This is a genomic window from Pseudomonas sp. NPDC090752 (assembly GCF_055584805.1).
Genome location: NZ_JBVJLI010000010.1, coordinates 14,474 through 40,585, shown reverse-complemented (window position 1 = coordinate 40,585; position 26,112 = coordinate 14,474). Strand labels below are relative to the sequence as shown.

The following is a 26,112-nucleotide window of genomic DNA, read 5'->3' as shown; positions in this document are numbered from 1 at the left end:
CCACCTTAAATCAGCATTTATGGAGTTTGACGTTCATCAGTGCTGTACGTCTGTCGAGGTTCGCCATCTGCTCAGCTGCAGTTTTCATATTGCTCAATTTGGTCTTCCATTGAGGGCCGATGGTCGAATTGACTTGCCTATCGCCGAAGCCAGATATCACGTCTTTGCCGCCTGCGCTTAAGTCTGGATTATGCAGCGCGGCGAGGGTTGTCATTGTTTCCTTAGCTTGCTTGATGGCCTCTTTTCTAGCGTCGGCATGACTCATTGTGTTGGATAGTTCTTCCTGAATTCTCTCCTCCAGGCTTTTTTTCAACTCTCGCCGAGCCTTGCGTGCGACAGCTGGATCACGCTTCACCGGGTTGGCAACATTTTCCAGAAACTCGTCTACCGTCAGCCGGTTCAGTCCATCCTGCTGCCCTTTCAACTGCCGTTCAAATTCCCCATGCTTGGAAGCCGGCAAATTGTCCGCTTTGAAACAAGCCACCGTATGCAGCGGCATGCTACCGGGCTTGGCTGTCGAAGGCTCCTTGTCTTTCCCCGCAGGCCGATTAGTCGGCGCGGGCTGTGGATCATTAACCGCTCCCTTGCGCCGCTCCGGCACCTGCAAATCCGGCCGCTTCTTCAACCCCTCTTCATGCTTGAGCATCCATTGCCCAAGCCGCGCACCCTTGTTGCTGGCCGCCATTTCCTGCGCCAGCACCCGGGCATCGCCGCGTCCCCGTGTGAGGTACGAAACAATCGCCCCCAGCAACAGCACAACGACTTCCACATGGCCAAGGGCAATCGAATGCGCGGCCCGCGATATCGCATTCGGATCATCCCGGCCGAACGGGCTCAAGCCTTCGTCGTGCGTGCCTTCCCAAGCGCTGCGGATGCCGTCCAGGTAGTACTCGCCTATGCGCGGCAAGCCTTCGATGAAGAACTCGGCGATGGAGGACAGGCCGAGTACGCCGAGGATCCAGCCGCTGACCTTCAGGCCCATCGCGGCACCGACCCCGGCGAGGGGAAGAGCCCCGGCACCTGCGCCAAAGGCACCGATGCCGGCACCGATGGCGCCGCCGGTAACGGCACTGCCGACGACGATCATCGCCATCTGCCGGACTACGACCAATAGTTCGTCGAGGATGCTGGCGATTTCCAAGTCGGCGAAGCGTTGGCGCAAGAGGTGCGCGGCTTGCCATTCGGCTTGGTTGAAAGCGGATTGGACGGCCCTGATGCGGCGAATGTTGAGTGCCAGTGAGGCGACCGGTTGGTTGTACTGATCGACGAAATGGGCGCCTCCCTGATAGCCCATTTCATCGATGATGCGTGATTCGATCTCGTGCCATGAGGGCACGAGGTGGTTCAGAAGCATGTGTGTCTCCCTGACAAGTTTGTGCAGGGGGAATCACATCATGGATCGAGCGTAATCATTTCTGAGAAAGCTGTAGGAAAAGTCTATATCGTCGCTGAATGGTGGGGATTGTGCTGTGTTCTGGTGTGCTTGGCGTGATTGTTTTAGCGCCCATGAGATCGAGCGCCGCCCGCGCGGCGCATCGCGGATGAATCCGCTCCTACGGTCTACCTTCGGCCAGTTATGTCTGTGGCATCTTCGCTGTCCGTCTTGTGTGTACAACTCGATATCAAGCCATCCACCAAGGCTGACAGCGGTGATATCACTGACAAAATTGGCCGGAGGTAGACTGTAGGAGCGGATTCATCCGCGATGCGCCGCGCGGGCGGCGCTCGATCTCAAGAGCGCAAAAACCTCCCGGCAGGCGCTTTTGCCCACCCCACGCCCTCTGACGTCAATTTTTTGTTTTGCCGCTTTTGCCACCCGGCAATTGCCGCTTTCCTCCCGCCATGCGGAAGCACTTTGCCGCTTTTCTGGCAGCACCCAGTCAATGATGCGTGTCGTGGCCCAGTATTTTCGGGCTTCCAAGCTGTTGGCACAGCCCTTGCTATAGCTTGGCCAACAAGTTTCCGGTCAACCTTCGAAGGTTTCCCCGACATGAGCATCAGTTTCGACAAGGCGCTTGGCATCCATGAAAAGGCCCTGGGCTTCCGCGCCCAGCGCGCCGAAGTGCTGGCCAACAACATCGCCAACGCTGACACGCCCAACTACAAGGCGCGTGACATGGACTTCTCTTCGGTGCTCGCCGCCGAAAGCCAGAAGCAGCAAACCGGTGGCCGCTTCGCCATGGACCGCACCAACAGCCGGCACATCGAGGCTGAAGGCCTGGCGATGGCCGACGACACGCTGCAGTACCGCACGCCGAGCCAGCCGTCGATCGACCAGAACACCGTGGACGCCCAGATCGAGCAAGCGAACTACACGGAAAACGCCATGGGCTTCCAGGCCAGCTTCACCCTGCTCAACAGCAAATTCAAAGGGCTGGTATCGGCCCTGCGCGGAGAATAACCATGTCCCTGTCCAGCGTTTTCAACATTGCCGGTAGCGGCATGAGTGCGCAGAACACCCGCCTCAACACCGTCGCCTCGAACATCGCCAACGCCGAGACCGTCTCGTCGAGCATCGACCAGACCTACCGTGCGCGCCACCCGGTGTTCGCCACTACCTTCCAGAATGCCCAGGCCGGCGGCAGCCAGTCGTTGTTCGAAGATCAGGGCGAGGCAGGGCAGGGCGTGGAGGTCAAGGGCATCATCGAAGACCAGAGCAATCTGGAAGCGCGCTACGAGCCCAATCATCCGGCGGCGAACAAGGACGGCTACGTCTACTACCCGAACGTCAACGTGGTCGAGGAGATGGCTGACATGATCTCCGCCAGCCGGGCGTTCCAGACCAACGCCGAGCTGATGAACACCGCCAAGAACATGATGCAGAAAGTCCTGACCCTGGGTCAGTGATAAGGAATCCAGACCATGGCAGTCGATAGCACCAGCGGTGTGAACCTCAACGATGTCCTGACGGCATCGGGTGTAGGCAGTACCACCAAAAAAACCGCCGATACCGCGTCCAAGACCGGTACCGACACGCTCGGCAAGGACGCGTTCCTGCAGCTGCTGGTTACCCAGATGCAGCATCAGAACCCGCTGGACCCGCAGGACAACGGCGAGTTCGTGGCGCAGTTGGCGCAGTTCAGCAGCCTCGAAGGCATCACCTCGCTGAACGATTCGGTCACCAGCATCACCAACGCCATGGCCTCGTCTCAGGCCCTGCAGGCGTCGTCGCTGGTCGGCCGTTCGGTGGTCGTGCAGAACGACAAGGCCGTGGTCGATACCGCCGAGAGTTTCAATGCACAGTTCGTGGTGCCGCAGGCGATCGGCGAAGCGAAGGTCACCATCAAGGACAAGGACGGCAACACCGTCAAGACCATCGAGCTGGGCGAGCAGAAAGCCGGTTATGCCGACTTCATCTGGGATGGCACCAACAACAGCGGCGAGAAGGTCGATCCGGGCACCTACACCTTCACCGCCAGCACCACCGTGGATGGCCAGTCGGTGCAGATGAACACCCTGCTGCCGGCCAAGGTCACCAGCGTCAGTTTCAACGCCACCGGCGAAATGGTCCTCAACCTCGCGGGTGTCGGCAAGGTTTCCCTCTCCGACGTACAAACCATCGGTATCTAAGGCCCGCTAGCGCGGCACAGGAGCGAATTCATGTCTTTCAATATCGGCCTTAGCGGTCTGTACGCAGCCAACAAGCAGCTGGACGTTACCGGCAACAACATCGCCAACGTCAACACCACCGGTTTCAAATCGTCGCGCGCCGAGTTCGCCGACGTCTACGCCGGCGCCAACCGCCTGGGCGTGGGCAAGAATCAGGTCGGCAACGGCGTGCGCCTGGCGGCGGTGTCGCAGCAGTTCACCCAGGGTGACGTCAACACCACCGGCAACGTGCTGGACATGGGCATCCAGGGCCAGGGCTTCTTCGTCCTGTCCGACAACGGCTCGCGCGTCTATACCCGTGCCGGTGCCTTCCAGGCCGACAAGGACAACTTCGTGGTCACTTCGGACGGCCTGCGCCTGCAAGGCTACGCCGCTGATTCCACCGGCAAGATCGCCAAGGGCGTGCTGACCGACCTGCAGATCGACACCTCGGCATTGCAGCCCAAGTCCACCAGCCTGATCGACCAAGGTATCAACCTGAATTCCTCGGCCAAAGACATCCCGCTGGAAATCGACGATGGCACCGGCAACATGGTCCCCAACCTGACTTTCGATCCGACCGACGAGACGACCTACAGCAAGTCGTTCCCGACCAAGGTGTACGACAGCCAGGGTAACGAACACACCATGGAGCAGTACTACCGCAAGACCGGCACCAACGAGTGGACCATGTACACCCTGGTCGACGGTCGCAACCCGTTCGATCCGTCCTCCACCACGCCGCTGACCGGCACCATCAGCTTCAACAGCGATGGCTCGGTGAAGAGCATGTCGGCTGACAACACGGGTCACCCGGCAGGTTCGTCGTTCACCGTGACCAACAACACCTTCACCATGACCGGTTGGGTGCCAGCGGTTGAAGATGCGTCGGGCAACTGGGCGTCCAATGGTGCGACCGGCAATGCCGACGGCATGAAGCTGTCGATGAACAGCACCACGTCCTACAACACCGAGACCGCGCGTATGTCGCAGTCCCAGGACGGTTACGCCACCGGCATCCTGTCGAGCCTGAGCATCGACTCCACCGGTGTGCTGTTCGCCAGCTTCAGCAACCAGCAGTCGCGTGCCATCGGCCAGGTGGCCCTGGCCAGCTTCGCCAATGAGCAGGGCCTGCAGCAGATTGGTGGTACTCGCTGGACTGAAACCTACTCGTCCGGTATTCCCGGCATCGATGCGCCGAAGACCGGTACCTTGGGTGGCGTCGAGTCCAACGCGCTGGAAGGCTCCAACGTCAACCTGACCCAGGAGCTGGTCGAGCTGATCAAGGCGCAGAGCAACTACCAGGCGAACGCCAAGACCATCTCCACCGAAAGCACCATCATGCAGACCATCATCCAGATGACCTGATGGTCGCGGGTTGATGGCGTGAAGGCGAACCCCTTTGTCGTGAAGGGGTTCGTCGTTTTTGCCGGAGGCAGCATGAAGAAGTGGTTTGTGGCATTGCTGGCGATGTTCTGTCTGTACCAGGTCCAGGCCGGCCCGGCGCCGTGGTGGCGCTGGGAGAGTCAGGTGGATGGGCGCCTGGTGTGCTCGCAGTGGCCGCCGGGGGAGGGCTGGAAGCGGTTTGCCGGCCCTTACAACAATGGTGGGTGCCGGGATCGGTGAAATCGGTGCCGGCCTCTTCGCGGGGCAAGCCCGCTTCCACAGGGAATCGCGTTGCGCCATCAAACCTGTGGGAGCGGGCTTGCCCCGCGAAGAGGCCGGTACAGGTTTGCCGCAATCGGCAACCTGGCGCCGGATAACCGGCGTTGCCCTGAGTGCCCTATCCCGCAAAAGCCCGTATTCACGGGCTTTTTCTCAATATATAAAAGTTGGTTCGGAACTTGCTTTAGTGCCTGCACAGCAACGGCGAGCGGCAAGCGATCGCCAGTGCAGCGGAGGATGACTGTGGACAAGATGCTTTACGTGGCCATGACCGGCGCCAGCCAGAACGCGCTGGCGCAGAAGGCCCATGCCAACAACCTGGCGAACATTTCCACCAATGGTTTTCAGCGTGACCTGGAGCAGGCGCGCTCGATGCCGGTGTTCGGCGACAGCTTTCCGTCGCGGGCCTTTGCCATGACCGAGCGTCCCGCCACCGACTTCAGCGAAGGGCCGATGATCGAGACCGGGCGTGACCTGGACGTGGCCGTGAGCGGCCAGGGCTTCATCGCCGTGCAGGCCCCGGACGGCAGCGAAGCCTATGTGCGCACCGGCAGCCTGAACATCGATGCCCTCGGCGTATTGCGCGCCGGCAATGGCATGCCAGTGATCGGCAACGGCGGCCCGATCGCCATTCCGCCGGAGCAGAAAGTCGAAGTCGGCTCCGATGGCACCATCAGCATCCGCTCCATGGGTGAAGACCCGCGGGTGATGGCCGAGGTCGACCGCATCAAGCTGGTCAACCCGGATACCAAGGGCATGACCAAGGGCCTCGACGGCTTGATCCACACCACCAATGGCCAGCCAGCGGCAGCCGACGTCAATGTCAAGGTGGTGTCGGGCTTCCTCGAAGGCAGCAACGTCAACGCCGTCGAGGAAATGACCTCGGTGCTGGCGCTGTCCCGCCAATTCGAACTGCACGTGAAGATGATGAACGCGGCCAAGGAAGGCGATGAAGCCATGGCGCGTGTTTTGCAAATCGGCTAACCACACTTGAACGGGTGCCGTAAAACAGGCGCACGAGGAGAATACTGATGCTTCCGGCTCTTTGGGTCGCTAAAACCGGCCTGTCCGCCCAGGACACCAACCTCACGGTCATTTCCAACAACCTGGCCAACGTTTCGACCACCGGTTTCAAGCGCGACCGCGCTGAATTCCAGGACCTTTTGTACCAGATCAAACGCCAGCCAGGCGCGCAGTCCACCCAGGACAGCGAACTGCCGTCAGGCCTGCAGGTCGGTACCGGTGTGCGCATCGTCGGCACCCAGAAGAACTTCCAGACCGGCAGCCTGCAGACCACCGAAAACCCGCTGGACATGGCGGTCAATGGCCGTGGTTTCTTCCAGGTTCTGCAGCCGGACGGCACCGTCTCGTACACCCGTGACGGTACCTTCCACCTGAACTCCGATGGCCAGATCGTCACCGCCAACGGCTTTGCCCTGGAGCCTGCGGTCGTCGTGCCAAACGACGCCCAGACCTTCACCGTCGGCCAGGACGGCACCGTGTCGATCACCACCGCCGGCAACCCGGCCGCGCAGGTCATCGGCAACATCCAGACCGCCGACTTCATCAACCCGGCCGGCCTGCAAGCCATCGGCGAAAACCTGTTCCTGGAAACCGCCGCCAGCGGCGCGCCGCAGGTCGGTACCCCGGGCCTGAACGGCTTCGGCACCACCCTGCAGCAGACCCTGGAAAACTCCAACGTCAGCACCGTGGAAGAGCTGGTGAACATGATCACCACCCAGCGTGCCTACGAGATGAACTCCAAGGTCATCTCCACTGCCGACCAGATGCTGTCGTTCGTCACCCAGCAGCTGTAAGCCCACCAGGTTCCGTTACACCGTGAGGTATGCGTCATGAAGCGTTTGTTGTCCGTATTCGCCCTGGGGGGGGTGGTGGTTCTGGCTGGTTGCGTCGCGCCGACGCCCAAGCCCAACGACCCGTACTATGCGCCGGTCCTGCCGCGCACCCCATTGCCGGCCGCGGCCAACAACGGTTCGATCTACCAGGCCGGTTTCGATCAGAACCTGTACACCGACCGCAAGGCGTTCCGGGTGGGTGACATCATCACCATCACCCTTAACGAACGAACCTCGGCGAGCAAGAACGCAGGCTCGCAGATCCAGAAGAACAGCAAGGCAGACATCGGCCTGACCTCGCTGTTCGGCGCCACGCCGAACACCAACAACCCGTTCGGTGGTGGCGACCTGTCGCTCGAAGCTGGCTACAGCGGTGACCGCACCACCAAGGGCGACAGCAAGGCCACCCAGGGCAACACCCTGACCGGCTCGGTCACCGTGACCGTCGCCGAAGTGCTGCCCAACGGCATCATTGCCGTGCGCGGTGAGAAATGGCTGACCCTGAACACCGGCGAGGAGCTGGTGCGCATCGCCGGCCTGATCCGCGCCGACGACATCGCCACCGACAACACCGTGCCGTCCACCCGTGTGGCCGACGCGCGCATCACCTATTCGGGCACCGGCTCGTTCGCCGATGCCAGCCAGCCCGGTTGGCTGGACCGCTTCTTCATCAGCCCGCTTTGGCCATTCTGAGTACGGATGAACATGTTCAACGTCAGGCAGCTGATTGCCGCAACCTTGCTTCTGTCCTGTGCGTTCGGTGCCCATGCCGAGCGCCTGAAGGACATCGCCAGCATTTCTGGCGTGCGTTCCAACCAGTTGATCGGTTACGGCCTGGTGGTGGGGCTCAACGGCACGGGTGACCAGACCACCCAGACGCCGTTCACCCTGCAGACCTTCAACAACATGCTGTCGCAGTTCGGCATCAAGGTGCCGGCCGGCTCCGGCAACGTGCAGTTGAAAAACGTCGCCGCGGTGTCGGTGCACGCCGACCTGCCGGCGTTCGCCAAACCCGGCCAGGTCGTCGACATCACCGTGTCGTCGATCGGTAACTCCAAGAGCCTGCGGGGCGGCAGCCTGCTGATGACCCCGCTCAAGGGTATCGACGGCAACGTCTATGCGATCGCCCAGGGCAACCTGGTGGTCGGCGGCTTCGACGCAGAAGGCCGCGACGGCTCGAAAATCACCGTCAACGTTCCGTCGGCGGGCCGTATCCCCGGCGGCGCCTCGGTCGAGCGTGCCGTGCCGAGCGGCTTCAACCAGGGCAATACCCTGACCTTGAACCTCAACCGCCCCGACTTCACCACCGCCAAGCGCATCGTCGACAAGGTCAACGAGCTGCTCGGCCCCGGTGTTGCCCAGGCCGTGGATGGCGGTTCGGTACGGGTCAGTGCACCGATGGACCCGAGCCAGCGCGTGGATTACCTTTCGATCCTCGAGAACCTCGAGATCGACCCAGGCCAGGCCGTGGCCAAGGTCATCATCAACTCGCGGACCGGCACCATCGTCATTGGCCAGAACGTCAAGGTCTCGCCAGCGGCGGTGACCCACGGCAGCCTGACCGTGACCATTACCGAAGACCCGATCGTCAGCCAGCCGGGGCCGTTCTCCAACGGTGAGACCGCCGTGGTGCCGCGCTCGCGAGTCAATGCGCAACAGGAAGCCAAGCCGATGTTCAAGTTCGGCCCGGGCACCACGCTGGATGAAATCGTCCGCGCGGTGAACCAGGTCGGCGCGGCGCCCAGCGACCTGATGGCGATCCTCGAAGCCCTGAAACAGGCCGGCGCCTTGCAGGCCGACCTGATCGTGATCTGAGGACGCCACGGATGAATTCGAAAAGCCTGGTTTCCAGCACCGCCGACAGCGGCGCCTACACCGACCTCAATCGCCTGAGTTCGCTCAAGCACGGCGACCGCGACAGCGACGCCAACGTGCGCAAGGTGGCCCAGGAGTTCGAGTCGCTGTTCATCAGCGAGATGCTCAAGGCTTCGCGCAAGGCCAGCGATGTGCTGGCCGACGACAACCCGATGAACAGCGAGACGGTCAAGCAGTACCGCGACATGTACGACCAGCAGCTGGCCGTGAGCATGTCCCGCGAGGGCGGCGGTATCGGCCTGCAGGACGTGCTAGTGCGCCAGCTCTCGAAGAACAAGAGCACCCCCGCGAACACCAGCCCATTCCCGCGCATCGAGGGTAATGCGCCGACGCTGTGGGGCAACAAGGTGGCCGAGCCGGTGCACGCCGCCCAGTCGGCCAGCCGCAACGACGTCGCCGCGCTTAATTCGCGACGCCTGGCCTTGCCGGGCAAACTCACCGACCGCCTGCTGGCCGGTATCGTCCCGTCGGCCAGCAACCCGGCTGCCAGCACCAATACTGCTGCCGTGCCGGCGCGGGACGGGCAGCAAGTGGCCAGGGCCATCGCCGTCCCGGACAACGGCCTGCGCATTACTGGCCGCGCCGTGGCGCAGCCACCGCTGGCGCCGAAAAAGGCCTTTGCCGACAGCGACGAATTCGTCGCCACCATGCTGCCGATGGCCGAGCAGGCGGCCAAGCGCATTGGTATTGACCCCCGCTACCTGGTGGCCCAGGCGGCGCTGGAAACCGGCTGGGGCAAGTCGGTGATGCGCAACAGCGATGGCAGCAGCAGCCACAACCTGTTCGGCATAAAGGCCAGCGGCAACTGGCAAGGCGATTCGGCGCGGGCGATCACCAGCGAGTTCCGCGACGGCCAGTTCGTCAAAGAGACCGCAGCGTTCCGTTCCTACGATTCCTACCAGGACAGCTTCCACGACCTGGTCAGCCTGCTGCAGAACAATTCCCGCTATCAAGATGCGGTGAAGGCAGCCGATAAACCAGAACAGTTCGTGCAAGAGTTGCAAAAGGCCGGGTACGCCACCGACCCGAATTACGCCAGCAAGATCTCGCAGATAGCAAGACAGATGCAGTCGTACGAGCAATACGCAGCGCTCGGTACCACAACGAAACTTTAAGGGCATGGAACCATGGCGAGTTTGATCAACATTGGTATGTCGGGGCTTGGCGCCGCGCAATCGGGGATGTACACCCTCGGTAACAACATCGCCAACGCCGACGTCGAGAGCTACTCGCGCCAGCAGAACGTGCAGAAGACCAAGGGTGGCCAGCAGGTCGGCCAGGTCTTCATCGGCAGCGGTACCACGCTGGCCGATGTGCGCCGGGTGTACAACGCGTTCCTTGAGAACCAGCTGCGTACCACCACTTCGCTGAGCAGCGAAGCCTCCTCGTACCTCGACCAGATCACGCCGCTGGATACCGCCCTGTCCAGCAGTGACACCGGCATCACCGCCGCGCTGCAGAGCTTCTTCACGGCCATGCAGGATGCCGCCGCCAAGCCGACCGAGGACGCCTCGCGCCAGCTGCTGCTGACCAGCGCCCAGTCCCTGGCCAAGCGCTTCAATACCCTGGCGTCGCAGCTCAACCAGCAGAACAGCAACATCAACGCCAACCTGGGGTCGATGGCCAACCAGGTCAACAACCTGACCAAGACCATCGCCGACCTCAACGGCCAGATCTCCAAGCTGACCGCCATCAATGGCCAGCCCAACGACCTGCTCGACCAGCGCGATGGCGCGGTGCGCGAGTTGACGGCGCTGATCGGCGCCGATGTGGTAGAGCAGAAGAACGGCAACTACGACATCTACCTGAAGAACGGCCAGGCGCTGGTGCTGGGTAACACCACCCAGACGATCGGCGTCGAGCCGAGTGCCACCGACCCGACCCGCATGAGCCTGATCCTCAATCGCGGCTCGACCAAGATGGACATCACCAGCAGCACCAGCGGTGGTGAAATCGGCGGCCTGCTGCGCTACCGCAAGGAAACCCTCGATCCTGCGCTCAACGAGCTGGGTCGCGTGGCCCTGGTGGTGGCCGATGCAATCAACAGCCAGCTGGCCCAAGGCATCGACAAGAATGGCGACTTCGGCGCCACCCTGTTCGGCGACATCAACAGCGCCGCCGCCATCGCCCAGCGCAGCATCGCCAAGACCGGCAACAGCGCAGGCTCCGGCAACCTCGATGTGACCATCAAGGACACCGGCAAGCTGTCCACCAGCGATTACCAGGTGACCTTCACCAGCGCCACCGGCTACAACGTGCGCAAGTTGCCCGACGGCACCGACATGGGCAGCTTCGACCTCAGTACCAACCCGCCGCCGGTGATCGATGGCTTCACCTTGTCGCTCAATGGCGGCGGCCTGAGCGCCGGTGACAGCTTCAAGATCACCCCGACGCGCAATGCCGCAGCGAACATCGACACCGTGCTCACCGACCCCAAGCGCCTGGCGCTGGCCTCGCCGCTGACCGCCACCAGCGGTTCCGGCAACAAGGGCACCGGCGTGATCACCCAGCCGACGCTGACCTCCGAGCTGGACATTTACGACGCCGCGCAGCGTACCCAGCTGCAGAACGGCCTGAAATATTCGACCCCGGTCAAGCTGGTGTTCGGCGACGAAACCACCTCGCCCCAGGCGTACAAGATGTACGACGCCAAGGGCACCGAAATTGGCAGCGGCACCATCGTGCCGGGCCAGGAAAACAAGCTGCAGCTGTCGGTGCCGATGGTCGATGGCAACGGCAACTCGCTGGGCGGCAACTTCACCTTCGAGATGAGCGTCTCCGGCGCCCCGAAGAACGGCGACAGCTACACCGTGGCGCTGACCGGCGCAGGCTCGGCGGACAACCGCAACGGCCAGTCGGTGCTCGACCTGCAGACCAAGTCCACCGTCGAGGTCGGCGCCGATGGCAAGGGCATCAGCTTCACCGATGCCTACGCCAAGCTGGTGTCCAACGTCGGCGGCAAGGCTGGACAGGCGCAGATGGACAGCGATGCCACCACGGCCTTGCACACCTCTGCACAAGACAGCCGAAACGGCCTGTCGGGCGTGTCGATCGACGAAGAGACCGGCAACCTGATCAAGTTCCAGCAGTACTACACCGCGTCGTCGCAGATCATCAAGGCGGCCCAGGAAACTTTCGCCACCCTGATCAACAGTCTTTAAGGAGCCGTAGATCGTGAGCGTACGCATCTCTACTTCGCAGTTCTACAACACCAACAGCGCCAACTATCAGAAGAACTTCGCCAACACGGTGAAGACCCAGCAGGAAGCCAGCGATGGCATCCGCGTGCGTACTGCCAAGGACGATCCGGTGGGCGCGGCGCGGCTGCTGCAGCTGGAGCAGCAGCAGAACATGCTCAAGCAGTATTCGGGCAACATTACCAATGTGCGTAATGCGCTGGGTACCGCCGAGAGCACTTTGAATTCCATTGGCACTATCCTGCAGCGGGTCAACGAACTGGCGGTGAGTTCGGGTAACGGTGCCTTCACTGACTCTGATCGCAAGGCCAATGCTGATGAGCTGGCTTCGCTTGAGGATCAACTCTTCTCGCTGATGAACAGCAAGGATGAGAACGGCAAGTACCTGTTCTCCGGATCCAAAGGCGACACCGCGCCTTATGTGCGCAATGCCGATGGTACCTACAGCTACCAGGGCGACCAGGGTAAGTTGAACCTTCAAGTAGGTGACATGCTCAGCCTTGCGGCCAACGAGACCGGCTATGACGCCTTCGAGCAGGCGCTCAATACCAGCCGCAGCGAAACGGCTCAAACAGCGCCAACCCCTGACGATGGTCGCGTGAGCCTGTCCAATGGCCAGGTATCGGGCAGCAGCGCTTACAACGATCGGTTCCGCAGCGGCGAACCGTACACCATCGAGTTCACCAGTAGCACCCAGTTCAAGGTCCTCGACGCCAGTGGGAATGACGTGACGCTCGAGGCGAGCCAGGGTGGCAAGTTCGACCCTAGCGGCGACAATCTGTCGGTGAACTTTCGAGGTGTCGACTTGCGCCTGGATATCACATTCAAGGACGCCGACAAGGGTAATGAAGATGCCGCTATCGCCGGTCATACCTTCAACTTGAGCTCCAGGGCCGATGCCATTTCCGGTACGCGTAGTGCTGGTAACACGTCGACGGAACAAGTGACCGGCGCCACCATTACCGACCAGGCCGGGTACCAGGCCGCGTTCCCTACGGGCGGCGCGGTGCTGAAATTCACCAGTGCCAGTACATTCGAGCTCTATGCCTCCCCCGTTACGGCTGATAGCCGTCCGGTGGCTTCTGGCGCGCTGGGCGGGCCGAATGGCACCACTGCAACGGCAGCGGGTGTCAGCTTCGAGCTTTCCGGCGTGCCGAGTGCGGGTGATTCGTTCGGGGTCAAAGTTGATACCCATCAGACGCAGAACGTGCTCGATACGATCAGCAAGCTGCGTACTGCGTTGACGACCCCGCAGGACAGTGACCCGGTCGCCCGGCAGAATTTCCTGGCTTCCCTCGACTCGGCAGTCGGCAACATCGGCAGTGCAATCAACCAGGTTTCATCGTCGGTCAGTGCCATTGGTGGTCGCGGTGCGGCGCTGGATGTGCAGGCTGAGACCAACGAAGCATTGGGCACCGAAAATACCAAGACGCAGAGTTCGATCCGGGAAAGTGATCCGGCTGAAGTGATGCTGCGTCTGCAGATGCAAACCAACATGCTGCAGGCGTCGTTGCAGGCGTACGCTAAAGTTGCCGGGTTGTCGTTGGTCAACTACATCTGATTCTCCCTCCTGCTGTCTCCTTCTGTCTCGCCACGCCAGAGCACCCGAGCTGGCGTGGGATCTCTTCAAGGCCCAAACGTGAACGCCCAGCCTCTCGTCAGCATCGTTATCCCGGCTTTTAATCCCCGCTTCTTGGCCATGGCGCTGCAAAGTGCCTTGGGGCAATCCTACGAAGCGCTTGAGGTGGTCGTATGCGACGACAGCGAGGGGAGTGAGATCGAGGCGATTGTGCAGTCGGTACAGGAGCAGAGCGGCAAATCGATACGCTACATTCGCAACCCCCAGCGGCTGGGTTTTGTCAGCAACCTGGTACAGGCGGTGGAAGCGGCGAGCGGTGAGCTGGTGAAGGTGCTGTGCGATGACGATCGGCTCTTCCCTCTTTGTGTGGCGCGCCAGGCTCAGGTGTTTGTCGATCACCCAGACGTTACCCTCGTACTCGCCCAGCGCATGTTCGCAGATGAGAACAACTACATTCTCCCAATGAGGCTGGCCAACGCACGATTCGTCAATCATGACTGCTTGTTCAATGGCAGTGATGTGTTGTCGGTACTCAATGATCACCCTGCCAATTTTCTGGGCAATTTTTCTTCTGCGTTGATGCGTAAAGATCAGACGCTGGCATTGCTGGGCGTATTGACTCAGGATGCGCTGGGGTTCGTGGCCTTGTTGGATATGGCGCTTTTCTGCTGCTTGATGCGAGCAGGTCCACTGGCGTTGGTCAGTGATGTATTGCTCATAGAGCGTTTACATGAAGGGCGTCTGAGCAAGCAGCCTGAGGTCCAGTCCACGCTGGTGTTGGAGTGGGGATGGTTGCGGCAGATGCTGCAGATCCGCGGTGGAGAGGCGGCGCCAGCGCAAGGCTGGGTGCGCTACAAGCAGCTGACTGGAGTATCTCAGGTCTCGGATGAGTGGAAAGAAATCAATCTGGTATTGGTGGTGGGCAACTGGCAGAACACCATGGACCGCCGCATCGGTAGCGCGAGTGAAAGTTACGCTGAGCTCTACCGGGAGTGGATCGCCGAGCGTCAGCTGAGCCCTGCTCAGATCCAGTTGCTTCCACGCACCCTGGAGGCATGCGGCAGTGCTCCCAGAATCAGCGTGCTGGTGCTGGATCCTTTTGCCAGCGCTGATGAACTGGCTCACACCCTGCGCAGCGTTCAAGCACAACACTATCCGGCCCAGCACTGTGTCGTGTTCTCCAACACCGACGGCTGCGATTGGCCGGGTGTTATCCATTACGCGCCGGAAGCGGACTGGGTTGCGCAACTCAATCAAGTGATTGCAGGCTTGCACGACTGCGACTGGGTATACCTGGTGCAGGCGGGTGATAGGCTTGTCGACTCTAATCTGTTGCTCCTGGCCGAGCGTATAGCCGTGCTGCCGGGGCTTGCATGTATCTACAGTGATGAAGATGTGTGGGTCGACGGCGAGCCTTGTGAACCGATATTCAAACCGGATTTCAACATCGATCTGATGCGCAGCTACCCCTACACGGGTCGCACGCTGGCGTTCGATCGTGCCGAAGCCCTCGCTGTCGGCGGCTTGGACGCCCGCTTTGCAGACCTCGCCAGTCATGACTTGCTCTGGCGGTTGGTCGAAAGCAAGGGGCCGCAGGTCGTTGAGCACATTGCTCAGATCCAGGTGCATTCCAGTGTCGGTTTTGCTCAATGGTTGTCACAGCCGGCAGTGGTGGCACAGAGCGCGCGTGTGGTGAGTGAGCATCTTGAGCGGCTAGGTATCGAGCATCAAATTCGTCAAGATGAAGTGGCCGTACTGAACCGGATCGATTACACGCATGCCGACACGCCGATGGTCACGCTTGTGGTGCCGTGCAATCAGCGGCTGGACGTCTTGCAGCGCTGCATCATGTCTGTCATGGAGCATACAGCCTATTCACGTTATGAGTTGTTGTTGGTGGTTGGGTCGGACGTTGTAGCGCCGGAGCTCAATGACTGGCTGCAGGCCATGGAAGAAGTGGGTGGGGCCATGTTGCGCGTGCTGCGTCTGGAAGGTGATCCAGACGCAGCGCTCATGATCAACGAAGCGTCCGTCGTTGCGCGAGGTGAATACCTCTTGATGCTTTCAGCAAGCCTGCAGGTCTGCGATAGCCATTGGCTGGGCGAGATGCTCAACCATGCCCAGCGCCCAGAAGTTGCAATCGTGGGTGCCAAGGTATTGGACGTGCATGACAGGGTGGTGCACGCCGGTCTAGTACTGGGGGGCAACGGTGGGGTGGGGCTGGTTTGTGCAGGCGAGGACGGCGAAAGCCGTGGCTACTTACAGCGACTGCAGGTTGTGCAGAACTGGACGGCGGTATCAGGTGATTGCTTGATGGTGCGTAAGTCTGTGCTCGATTCCCTGGGTGGCCTGGATTGTGCCCAGTTTGCCAGTGGTCTGGGTGAGGTCGACCTCTGCCTGAGATCCGCAGGCCAAGGATATCTGGTGGTATGGACGCCGCATGCGTGCCTGCGGGCGATGGGCGCTGTATCGGCGGATCCGCATGCCAATGCAACCCTCAATCAGCAGTCGGCGTTTTTCGAGCGGTGGCGATCAAGAGTCGTCCGCGACCCTGCCTATAATCCTAACTTAGGGCTTGGGCGCGTTAACTTCAGTTTGGACCCGAGCTCGCAAGGTAGCTGGGATCCGTTTTGCGCACGAACGCTTCCTTCGGTTCTTGCCCTGCCGGTGAATGCTTCGGCGGTGGGAGGGTACAGAGTCACTGAGCCTTTCAACACGCTTGAAGCAGCAGGGCGTGTCGTTGGGCGGGTTGCTTATGAAATGCCGGGGACCATACAGCTCGCCCGGATGAACCCGGACATCATCGTGGTCCAGCTACGGCATAACGAAGAGTCCGTTCGTGACATCGAGCGCCTCGCGAGATATTCCGATGCGCGTCGTATTTATGAAATCGACGACTATGTGCTCGAAGCGCCGAAGAAAAATAAACATGCCCGTAACAAATCGGCCAATATAGAAAAACATCTGCGTGGCGCAATCGGCCTTTGCGATCGCGTCGTGATAACAACCCAGGCGCTGGCCGATGCACTGGCATCGATGCACCATGATTTCCGCGTTGTCCCGAACATGCTAAACCCGCATGCCTGGGCTCACCTCAAAAGTGAGAGAGCAACAGGCCCCAAACCCCGTGTAGGATGGGGTGGGGGTACCAGCCACAGTGGTGATCTGGAAATAATTGCCGAAACCGTTCGGCACCTCGCCAATGAAGTTCATTGGGTATTCTTCGGTATGTGCCCCGATGAGCTCCGTCCGTATATTCACGAATTCCATCCATTGGTCAGCCTTGCTGACTACCCTGCGAAGCTTGCCAGTTTAAATCTGGACCTGGCGCTGGCGCCCCTGGAATTTCATATTTTCAATGATTGCAAGAGCAACCTGCGCCTGCTGGAGTATGGGGCTTGTGGGTATCCAGTGATCTGCACGGATACCGAGGCCTACCGTGGCGCGCTGCCGTGTACGCGGATTTACAGCAACAGTACCCAAGAATGGGTCGAGGCCATTCGTTCGCACCTCGCCGACCCTGTAGCCAGCTATCGCATGGGTGATGAGTTGCACGCGGCAGTCATGCAAGACTTCGTCCTGCGTGGTGAAAATCTAAAACACTGGGAGTGGGGTTGGTTGGCCGATTGATCCGGCGTTGTTTTTAACTACCCCCGCCCCGGCAGTTCCCAAAAGAATGCCGGGGGCGGGAGGTTGTCACCTGAGTAGCCAGGCCTTTTTCCACGTTTCCAATACTGGCCCCTGCAGCAGCCACTCACTTCGAACGATGCCTTGCAAATACTGCCCTAGCTGCGCTGAAGCATCTTTTTCGCTCAAATGCATCCGAATCGCGCTGATCCAGGCTGCGCTGGTGTTGATGGCTGAGGCAGTGGGCAGGTTATCGCGAGCAGTGACCAGCTTGCTGCGAATTACTGGATACCCGCAGGCGCCATATTGAAGTGTCTGCAATTGGTTTCTGCAGGGGTTGACCAGGCTTTCGTTGGAGGGCACCAGCGCCAGGTCCAAGTTCAATTGGGCGAGCTTGAGCGCGAACTGCTCAAGATGAATTTCATCATGAACCTCGTGGGCATAACGGCGCAAATCAGAGGGGCAGGGGCCAATGATGATCCACTCCACATCCTGTGCAAGATCCCTGATCACCTCCGTGATCAGCTGCAAATCTGTTCTTGACTGAGGATTGGCCGCATACCCTATTCGTGGCCGGTGCCCTGCATCGCGAACGCTGTTCAGTGCGCCCCATTCGAGGCCGGGCAAGCGGCTCGATACAATCATGACCTCACTTGAGGTGTTGTTGATCGCCTCTGCCATTGTTTCGTCGGGTACAAGTATGCGATCAGCGAAAGTCAGCGCATTAACCACGTTGGCTTTGAGTGCGGGCTCAGACAGCCAGGAAGCCGAGCATTCTCCAAGGTCCAGCACCTTGAATGCACCCGAGAACTTTTTGATCTGTTGCAGTCTTTGCAGCGGATTATCGTCATGTCCACCTTGCACGATGATACTGTCCGGCCGCAGGCGCTCCAGCTCACTGAGTTGCAAAAATGTCTGCGAAGAGACGCTTTCAATGAGCCCGCTTGCGGTCATCGCCTGCAATGGCTTGGTCACGCGGTAGTGGCGATCGGCAGCAGGGCCGGTGGGGTGAGCGAGTACCGTGGGGAGTGGCTTCCATGATGACAAAGGGCGCCAGGAGAGGGCGTTGTCGGTCAGGCTAAAGCCCCCTACGTGGGAGAGTGCAAGGTTTGGGTTGTAAGCGGGGTCGCGAGCAAGTTCGGGTAGCCATTGCTGGTACATGGCAGTGTCATCATCGGCAGGCGCTGGCTGACGGGTTGCAGTTGATAAAAGCAACGCGTTGGCGGCCCATACGTTCAAGAATCCTGCTTCCCTGAGCCTCAAGCAAAGATCGACATCGAAGTAGTGCGTCGATGGGCTTTTATTGATGCCCTCTACGGAGTTGAGCGTTTCGCGGGAAATCATCAGGCAGTCTTTACTGACTGCGCTGTAGTTCTGATCGACCTGCAGGCGTTGAAGGTATCCAGCAGAATCAACTGGCTCACCTGCGAACGCAGGGCTTGCGATACCCTCCAGGCCCAGAATCATGCCGGCATGGACGACGGTCCCTTCAGGCGATACCAGTTTCGCCCCCACCGCGCCAACTTCCGGGCGTTGCGCATGGTTAAGCAGTTCACCCAGCCAACCGCCCTCGATAATCACGGTGTCTGGCGAAAGCATCAATACGTACTCGCCGTTGGAGTACCCAAGGGCATCATCCAGAGCAGCGGCCGAGGTGAGCGCAGGGGAATTGATCACGCGCAGGCGGGCTTCCCCCAGCCCTTCTAGCGCTTGCAGCCAGCCAGTGACGTCGCTCGCCGCTGGCTTGTCTCGGATCAGCAGCAGTTCATAGTGACTGTATTGAGTCTTCTCCAGCAGGCTTTCCACGCATCGCTGTAAGGGGTTGAGCCTACTACCGGCCAGAATGAGGATGGATACCAGCGGCTGCGCGGTATGGCCGTAGTTGATGCGGTAATGGCCGGTTTGCTCGAATTGCGCCTTAGCGTTTTCGTATCCGCGAATTGACAAGTGCTCGAGGATCGCCTGCTTTTCCTCCGCCAATGCTTGAATCGGCGGCAGGTCCGTCTTTAGCACCACCTCTGCAATGTGCCCGAGTCCGTGCATGCCTGCAGCGGATATCAATCGCACTATCAGTTCAAATTCAGGATTCTGACTGAAAGAAGCATGGAAGCCGCCACTTTCAATTAACGTGTCTCGCTGAAAAAACCACTTACGCCCCATGACCGAAGGCAAGCTGAGCAGATAATCCAGGTTAAAGTCAGGTCTAAGCGCCAAACCCAGTCCGCCATCTGCCTGGCGATACATCAGGTCGAAATACAAAGCGCGGCAATCCGGCGCTTCCAGCAGCTCCAGGCTGCTGAGCAACAGCCCGCCAGCGATGAGTTCATCCCCGGCGTGGATCAGGCCCAGCCAATCGAAGTCGGTCTGGACGATCAATTGGTTGAGGGTCTCTATCCAGTTGCCGTGCGTGACATGCACGGCGATTTCGGCAAAGTGTTCAATTGCCTCGCCCGACACGGACAGTACCATCGGCTGCAGTTGAGGGTACTGCGCTCTTGCAAGCTCCAATGAATCCAGGGTGGCTGTCAATCTGGTCAGGTCGGCGTGCAGGTCGATTACCGCAAACACGAACCTGGGTGTGGCCTCGCGGGAGGCCAAGCGGGACCTGACCAATTCATTCTGAACGGGCGTCAATGCGCGGCGCTCAAGCCAATTGTTCAAATGATGGCCTTGGCTGAACCGTGTGTCCAGGTGACGAAGCAAGGCCGCTCTGCCTTTGCTGACAGTCTCGCTGGCAGGGGCCGGGTGGCGTGCGTAAAGCAGTCTATGCAGGGCGGGGTAATGACGCATTGCGACTTCCGAGCGGCGAACGGCAACCGGCTTGGGGCTGCGCATGCGAACCTCGACAGTTTCTCGTGCAATGTGGCGAAAGTGGGCGTGGTTGGACAGATTCATCAAAAAATCCCAATCTTCCAAGCCCTCCAAATCCTCGTCGAAGCCGTTGAATAACTCCAGCAGCCGGCGAGGGAAGGCAAAGGTATTGACCGGGATGTAATTGTTGATCAGGAGTCGTTCTCTGCAAAACGCGCCATGTGTATAGCGCTGTTCCCGGTGCCGCTCGATTCGTTCCCCATCAACCAGGTCCTCGATGATGAAGATGGCATCGCTGTAGATCACTTGGGTGGGGTAGTGCTCGATGGCCTGGGCGAGCGTTTCAAGATGGTCGGGTTTGAACAGGTCGTCGTCGTCGAGATAAACGATGTAATCGCCCTGGGCCAGGCGATGCGCCGTATTTCGAGCAGCGGCGGGCCCCCGGTTGTGCGCCTGACGAACATAGGTAATAGGGAAGGGCAGCCCGACCAGCAGGGACTCAACCGGGGAGCCTTTGTCGTTCACCAGGATCGCTTCGAAGTCACTAAATGCCTGGTTGGACAAGCTTGCCAGTGCGTCGCCGAGCAGGTCTGGTCTGTTGTAGGTGGTTATGACAACGGAAAATACGGGCTTGGGGCGAACGCTTCGGGTTGTCGAATCGTCGCAAGGCAGGTTGACCGTGTTCGATTCGGTCATGGGAATTCCCTGAGCGAGCCGATAATGATGTTCGCAACTCTCATGAGTGAGGCTTCCTTGATGGCGCCTGCCAGCCTAATCGCTGTAATGGTGACTCAGGGTAGTGAGCCACAATGTATTGGCGCAAAGCCCGGTCAAAGCAAAAAAAATGCCACGAGTGGATGGGCTTTTACGCGATCTTGCTGGTGCCCCGGCTGCATTTTTGCGATTGTGCCTGCAACCGTGACTTGGCAGTCGAAACGTGCATCTTTAATCTATTGAACCTATAGGGTGCTGCCATGGCGTGGCAGGCGACCGGTTGTCGCGGTCCCCGCAACCCTGAAATTCCGCCATATTTACTGGGAAGCCACAATGATTGGCATCAAAAGCATTGCGAGTTACGTGCCTACCGAGGGCCTGGACAACTACGCCCAGGGCGCGAAATTCGGCAAAGACCAGGATTTTATCTTCGGCAAGATCGGTTCGACTTTTTTGCCACGGATGGATTCTGCTCAGGAAACCTCCGACCTTTGCGTCGAGGCTGCCAAAAACCTATTCGCTGCCAATTCATCGCTGGACCCGGCCTGCATCGACGCCGTGATCGTCGTTACCCAGAATGGTGATGCCGAAGGCCTGCCGCACACCGCTGCGATCGTGCAGCACAAGCTGGGCCTGTCGACCGCTATCGCCGCTTTCGATATCTCGCTGGGTTGCTCCGGCTATGTGTACGGCCTGTATGCGATGAAAGGTTTCATGGAGGCCGCGGGGTTGAAGAGCGGCCTACTGATTACGGCTGATCCGTATTCAAAGATCGTCGACCCGGAAGATCGCAATACCACCATGCTGTTCGGTGATGCTGCTACTGCTACCTGGATGGGTGAGAATGCCTCATGGCAGTTGGGCAAATCGCTGTTCGGCAGTGATGGTGGTGGTGCAGAGCATTTGCGTACGACAGACGGCAAGTTTTTCATGAATGGCCGTCAGGTCTACAATTTCGCCTTGGTCAAAGTCCCTGCGCATCTGCAGCAGTTGCTTGAGGCGAGCGCGTTGCAGGCAAGCGACATCGACCTGTACTGCCTTCATCAGGGCAGTGCGGCAATCGTCGATGCCGTCTCGGCCCGCTTCATTGAGGGCGAGCACAAGCAGAAGTTCGTCAAGGACATGGTCGAGACTGGCAACACCGTGTCGTCGAGCATCCCGCTGCTGCTGGAGAAGCACGTGCTCGGATCGCAGCACAAGCGTGTTGCCCTGAGTGGCTTTGGTGTGGGGTTGTCGTGGGGTTCGGCAATCATCGAGCGGCGTGAATGACCGTTCATCGCGTATTTGACGCCGCCGCCCGATGGCGGCGTTTTTATTTCCAAGATGCGCGGTAGTGACGCCTGTAATCTGGCGTCAACTCCTTGATTTCTTTGGGCTGGCAGGGTGCCAGCAAAAAAGTTTGAAAATTCCCTAAAGCAACTCGCCCTGACGACGATAACTATTACGAAGGTTCTCTGTGCCACACCCGGCGAATTGCCAAGGCCGGAAGCCGTAGTACCCAACTTACGAGGAAATCGTCATGGCTTTGACTGTTAACACCAACACCACCTCTCTGGGCGTTCAGAAAAACCTGAACCGTGCTTCCGATGCGCTGAGCACCTCGATGACCCGTCTGTCCTCCGGCCTGAAAATCAACAGCGCCAAAGACGACGCTGCAGGCCTGCAGATCGCTACCCGCATGACCTCGCAGATCCGTGGCCAGACCATGGCGATCAAAAACGCCAACGACGGTATCTCCATCGCCCAGACCGCTGAAGGCGCGATGCAAGAGCAGACCAACATCCTGCAGCGTATGCGTGAACTGGCAGTACAGGCCAACAACTCGTCGAACAGCACCGAAGACCGTGCCGCTCTGAACAAAGAGTTCGCTTCGATGTCGGACGAGCTGACCCGTATTGCCAATAGCACCCAGCTGAACGGTAAAAACCTGCTGAACAGCGGCGTTACCATGAGCTTCCAGGTTGGCTCGAACACCGGCTCTGAGAACCAGATCACCATCACCCTGGCTGACCTGACCGCTGCCACCCTGTCCGTAGACAGTGGCACGATCGCCATCTCTGGTGATGACACTGCTATCAGTGCCGCATTCAGCGCCGCCGTAAACGCAATCGACTCCGCTCTGCAGACCATCAACAGCACCCGTGCTGACCTCGGTGCCGCCCAGAACCGTCTGACCAGCACTATCAACAACCTGCAGAACATCAACGAAAACGCCGAAGCCGCCCGTGGCCGTGTACAAGACACCGACTTCGCCGCTGAAACTGCTCAAATGACCAAGCAGCAGACGCTGCAGCAAGCTTCGACCGCTGTTCTGGCCCAGGCCAACCAGCTGCCATCCGCCGTTCTGAAGCTGCTTCAGTAATCGTTGATGGTCGTCGGCGGGGGAGTGCACAATGAGGCGCTTCCCCGCCTTTTCATTGCGAGGTGGTGGGCATGGACATGAGTGCCAAGCTGAACCTGTCTTATCCGGTCGCACGTCCGACCGAGCAAGTTACCGACAAGTCGGTAAATCGGTCGACGCAAGCAAGCAAGGCCGTCGATGAGCAGAAAGACTCCCATGCGGTACAAGACGCCGCCAAGGTCAAGAGTGCTGTCTCGGAAATCGAGAAATTCCTGAAGGCGTCCCAACGCAACCTGGAATTCTCCACGGACGAAGAGTCCGGCAAAATCGTTGTCAAAGTCATCGCCAGCGATAGCGGTGAGCTGATTCGGCAGTTGCCCTCGGAAGAGGCGCTGCGCATCGCTCACAGCCTGAGTGATGTCAATAGTGTTCTGTTCGACGCCAAGGTCTGAATGGCGGCGAGCACCAATGAAGTGAAGCATGTCGACCCTGCAGGAGTGGGGTGGACGCGTTGACGAGAGGGACTACAGCATGGCAAGCCCGATTACTTCCAGTACAGGCCTGGGTTCCGGTCTTAATATCACCGAGATCGTAACCGCCCTGGTCAATTCCGACACTGCCGCCAAACAGGCGCAGATCACTCGGCAGACCAGTAACAATACTGCGTACATTTCCGGGGTTGGTGCGCTTCGCAGCGCGCTCACGGCTTTCACTGCAGCCATGACCAAGCTGAACGACAAGACTGCGCCGTCGTTCAATGCCTTCGCGGCGACTTCCGCCAGCGATACTGTCGTCAAGGCTACTGCCAGTAACACCGCAGTGGCGGGCACCTATAACGTCGAAGTCAAGAATCTGGCCACTAGTTCCAAGGTCGCCAGCCAGGCCTTCAGTGGTCCCGATGCCATCATTCCTGAAGGGGACCTGGTTATAAATCAGGGCGGTAAGGATTACACCATCAAGGTGGGGCCTGATGCCACTCTTCAGAGTGTGCGTGACCAGATCAACAAGGAGCTAGGTGCCAACGGTCTTTCCGCGAACATCATCACCGGTGCCGACGGTGCGCGCTTGGTGCTGGGTTCTACAACCACAGGTGCAAAATCGGATATCTCGGTAAGTGGTATCGACGAGCTGAAGATCGACGGTACCCAATCCATGGCCGATAACGGCGCCGGTTATATCACCGCCGTCGCCAAGGATGCTGTGGTCATGATCGACGGTCTTGAGGTGAAGAGCGCCTCAAATACCATCAGCGATGCGATCAGTGGTATCAAGCTTGAACTGACAGGCGCCAGCGCCGCTGGCGTGGCAACCAAAGTGACTGTGGCTGCCAACAACGATGGTTTGAAGGCCTCGGTACAAGGCTTCGTAGATGCTTACAACACGTTGCAGAAAGCTATCACCTCGTTGACCAGTACCAGTACCGATGACGATGGCAATACGGTACTGGGTTCGCTGACCAACGACCCGACCACCCGTTCATTATTGCGCGATATTCGTGGTGTGCTTTCGGAGGTGGGGGCGGGCGATCAGCTGACTACCTTGAGTCAACTGGGCATCAACACTCAGAAAGATGGCACCCTGGAATTCAATAGCACCAAGTTCACGGCTGCATTGAATGACAAGAAACTGGGTGGTGAGGTGCAAAACCTCTTTACCGGGACCGATGGCATCTTCGAGCGAATGAACAAGGCCATCGACCCCTACAATGCTGTCGACGGTAGCTTGGCAACACGCAAGGCCAGTCTGGACAAGGTCGCCAAGAACTTGAGTGATCAGCAGGCTGCCCTTGATCGACGTACCGAGTCGCTGACCGAGTCGCTGACCAAGAAATACGTGGCGCTCGACACGGCGCTGGGCAAGATGAAAGCCCAGGCTGACCAGATCACTTCGATCTTCGAGGCAATCAATGCCCAGGCTAAAAACTCCTGATCGAATGTGAGTGACAAAAGCCCGGCAGCGTCCATCAGCGCGCCGGGCTTTTTGTTTTCGGCCTAAAGTTTTTTGACGTACCGGCGATACACAGGATACAAGCAACCTTTTTCGCGGCAACGAGGTAGATCCATGAACCCGATGTTGGCCCTTCGGCAGTACCAGAAAGTCAATGGTGTTGCCCAAACGTCCGAAGCCAGTCCGCACCGCCTGGTGCAAATGCTCCTGCAGGGCGGTCTCGATCGCTTGGCTCAGGCTAAGGGCGCCATTGCGCGCAACGATATCCCACAAAAGGGCATTCTGATCGGCAAGGCGATCGACATCATCGGCGGTCTGCGCGAAGGTTTGGATCTCGAAAAGCACGCGGACAGCCTTTCCGAGCTCGATAACCTGTACACCTACATGAGTCGCCGGCTGATCGAGGCAAATGCCAAGAGCGACCCGGCGATCATCGACGAAGTGGCGAGGTTGTTGATCACGGTTAAAGAGGGCTGGGATGCGATCGCCGACCAGCAGCCAGAAGGCTGATCAAGGAGAATGACATGAGCGAGGTCATCGAGCGCATTGAGCACACCCGTGAAGCGCTGCTTGTGGCATTGGCAGGGCGAAATTGGGATGCGGTGAGCGAGCTCGACCTCGAGTGTCGCCTATGCGTAGAGGATGTGCTGGTCGAGGCACGTGAAAATGAAGCAGAAGTGCGCGAGAGTCTCGAGCAGCTGCTGAGCGTCTACCGCCAACTAATCGAGGTTGCAAGTGGCGAACGTCAATCCATAGTCGATGAAATGACGCAAATCCGTCAGGCGAAAAACGCTGCCAAGGTATACCATCTGTTCAGTTGACCACAGATGTCCTAAAAGTCGTGCGCCATTAATTTGACTGTGTGCTTTTTTTTGACTTTACTAGTGGCTGTATTCGAATTTCAGACGTCCG

21 protein-coding genes are annotated in these 26,112 nt (G+C 59.3%); 19 read left to right on the top strand and 2 right to left on the bottom strand.

All coding sequences use genetic code 11. From position 1 onward, the window contains the following. Positions 1–10: 10 nt before the first annotated feature. Positions 11–1,354: a DUF6861 domain-containing protein gene (locus ACZ6YA_RS14935; RefSeq protein ID WP_465897896.1), complete on the bottom strand. Its 1,344-nt coding sequence runs from the start codon at positions 1,352–1,354 to the stop codon at positions 11–13. A gap of 636 nt (positions 1,355–1,990) precedes the next feature. Here ACZ6YA_RS14935 and flgB point away from each other — a divergent pair. The 13 genes from flgB to ACZ6YA_RS14870 all read left to right on the top strand — a co-directional run bounded on the left by flgB (position 1,991) and on the right by ACZ6YA_RS14870 (position 17,390). Next, complete coding sequence (gene flgB / locus ACZ6YA_RS14930) at positions 1,991–2,401, top strand: flagellar basal body rod protein FlgB (RefSeq protein ID WP_465897895.1); 411 nt, start codon at positions 1,991–1,993, stop codon at positions 2,399–2,401. A 2-nt stretch (positions 2,402–2,403) separates the two neighbouring features. Beyond that, complete coding sequence (gene flgC / locus ACZ6YA_RS14925) at positions 2,404–2,847, top strand: flagellar basal body rod protein FlgC (RefSeq protein WP_465897894.1); 444 nt, start codon at positions 2,404–2,406, stop codon at positions 2,845–2,847. Between the two features lie 15 nt (positions 2,848–2,862). After that, positions 2,863–3,570 carry a flagellar hook assembly protein FlgD gene (gene flgD / locus ACZ6YA_RS14920; RefSeq protein WP_465897893.1) on the top strand — a complete coding sequence of 236 codons (708 nt, stop codon included), beginning with the start codon at positions 2,863–2,865 and terminating at the stop codon, positions 3,568–3,570. 30 nt (positions 3,571–3,600) lie between these two features. After that, complete coding sequence (gene flgE, locus ACZ6YA_RS14915; RefSeq protein ID WP_465897892.1) at positions 3,601–4,956, top strand: flagellar hook protein FlgE; 1,356 nt, start codon at positions 3,601–3,603, stop codon at positions 4,954–4,956. Between the two features lie 72 nt (positions 4,957–5,028). Then, on the top strand, positions 5,029–5,214 hold the full coding sequence (locus tag ACZ6YA_RS14910) for a hypothetical protein (RefSeq protein WP_400795173.1): 186 nt from the start codon (positions 5,029–5,031) through the stop codon (positions 5,212–5,214). A 282-nt stretch (positions 5,215–5,496) separates the two neighbouring features. Then, positions 5,497–6,237, top strand: a complete 741-nt coding sequence (gene flgF, locus ACZ6YA_RS14905; protein WP_400795171.1) for a flagellar basal-body rod protein FlgF — start codon at positions 5,497–5,499, stop codon at positions 6,235–6,237. 47 nt (positions 6,238–6,284) lie between these two features. Continuing rightward, positions 6,285–7,070 carry a flagellar basal-body rod protein FlgG gene (gene flgG / locus ACZ6YA_RS14900; RefSeq protein ID WP_346615052.1) on the top strand — a complete coding sequence of 262 codons (786 nt, stop codon included), beginning with the start codon at positions 6,285–6,287 and terminating at the stop codon, positions 7,068–7,070. A 36-nt stretch (positions 7,071–7,106) separates the two neighbouring features. Then, the gene (gene flgH, locus ACZ6YA_RS14895; RefSeq protein ID WP_400795169.1) at positions 7,107–7,802 is read left to right on the top strand and encodes a flagellar basal body L-ring protein FlgH; all 696 of its coding nucleotides are present in this window, start codon (positions 7,107–7,109) and stop codon (positions 7,800–7,802) included. A gap of 12 nt (positions 7,803–7,814) precedes the next feature. Beyond that, positions 7,815–8,924, top strand: a complete 1,110-nt coding sequence (locus ACZ6YA_RS14890) for a flagellar basal body P-ring protein FlgI (RefSeq protein ID WP_403136088.1) — start codon at positions 7,815–7,817, stop codon at positions 8,922–8,924. 11 nt (positions 8,925–8,935) lie between these two features. Beyond that, positions 8,936–10,099, top strand: a complete 1,164-nt coding sequence (flgJ, locus tag ACZ6YA_RS14885; RefSeq protein ID WP_465897891.1) for a flagellar assembly peptidoglycan hydrolase FlgJ — start codon at positions 8,936–8,938, stop codon at positions 10,097–10,099. 12 nt (positions 10,100–10,111) lie between these two features. Next, positions 10,112–12,145 (top strand): flagellar hook-associated protein FlgK, encoded by a 2,034-nt coding sequence (gene flgK / locus ACZ6YA_RS14880; RefSeq protein WP_465897889.1) that lies wholly within the window; start codon positions 10,112–10,114, stop codon positions 12,143–12,145. A gap of 13 nt (positions 12,146–12,158) precedes the next feature. Continuing rightward, complete coding sequence (locus ACZ6YA_RS14875) at positions 12,159–13,742, top strand: flagellar hook-associated protein 3 (protein WP_465897888.1); 1,584 nt, start codon at positions 12,159–12,161, stop codon at positions 13,740–13,742. Between the two features lie 78 nt (positions 13,743–13,820). Continuing rightward, the gene (locus ACZ6YA_RS14870; protein ID WP_465897886.1) at positions 13,821–17,390 is read left to right on the top strand and encodes a glycosyltransferase; all 3,570 of its coding nucleotides are present in this window, start codon (positions 13,821–13,823) and stop codon (positions 17,388–17,390) included. Positions 17,391–17,456: 66 nt separating this feature from the next. Here ACZ6YA_RS14870 and ACZ6YA_RS14865 read toward each other — a convergent pair whose 3' ends face one another. After that, complete coding sequence (locus ACZ6YA_RS14865; protein ID WP_465897885.1) at positions 17,457–20,894, bottom strand: glycosyltransferase family 2 protein; 3,438 nt, start codon at positions 20,892–20,894, stop codon at positions 17,457–17,459. A gap of 351 nt (positions 20,895–21,245) precedes the next feature. Here ACZ6YA_RS14865 and ACZ6YA_RS14860 point away from each other — a divergent pair, with 351 nt between their 5' ends. The 6 genes from ACZ6YA_RS14860 to fliT all read left to right on the top strand — a co-directional run bounded on the left by ACZ6YA_RS14860 (position 21,246) and on the right by fliT (position 26,021). Then, positions 21,246–22,181: a ketoacyl-ACP synthase III gene (locus tag ACZ6YA_RS14860; RefSeq protein WP_465897884.1), complete on the top strand. Its 936-nt coding sequence runs from the start codon at positions 21,246–21,248 to the stop codon at positions 22,179–22,181. 250 nt (positions 22,182–22,431) lie between these two features. After that, positions 22,432–23,274, top strand: a complete 843-nt coding sequence (locus ACZ6YA_RS14855; protein WP_465897883.1) for a flagellin domain-containing protein — start codon at positions 22,432–22,434, stop codon at positions 23,272–23,274. 71 nt (positions 23,275–23,345) lie between these two features. Next, a complete protein-coding gene (locus tag ACZ6YA_RS14850; protein ID WP_465897881.1) occupies positions 23,346–23,705 on the top strand; it encodes a flagellar protein FlaG in 360 nt (119 codons plus the stop codon). A gap of 79 nt (positions 23,706–23,784) precedes the next feature. Beyond that, on the top strand, positions 23,785–25,182 hold the full coding sequence (fliD, locus tag ACZ6YA_RS14845) for a flagellar filament capping protein FliD (protein ID WP_465898042.1): 1,398 nt from the start codon (positions 23,785–23,787) through the stop codon (positions 25,180–25,182). Between the two features lie 132 nt (positions 25,183–25,314). Then, positions 25,315–25,710: a flagellar export chaperone FliS gene (gene fliS, locus ACZ6YA_RS14840; protein ID WP_465897880.1), complete on the top strand. Its 396-nt coding sequence runs from the start codon at positions 25,315–25,317 to the stop codon at positions 25,708–25,710. Between the two features lie 14 nt (positions 25,711–25,724). Further along, a complete protein-coding gene (gene fliT, locus ACZ6YA_RS14835) occupies positions 25,725–26,021 on the top strand; it encodes a flagellar protein FliT (RefSeq protein WP_465897878.1) in 297 nt (98 codons plus the stop codon). Positions 26,022–26,112 lie beyond the last annotated feature (91 nt).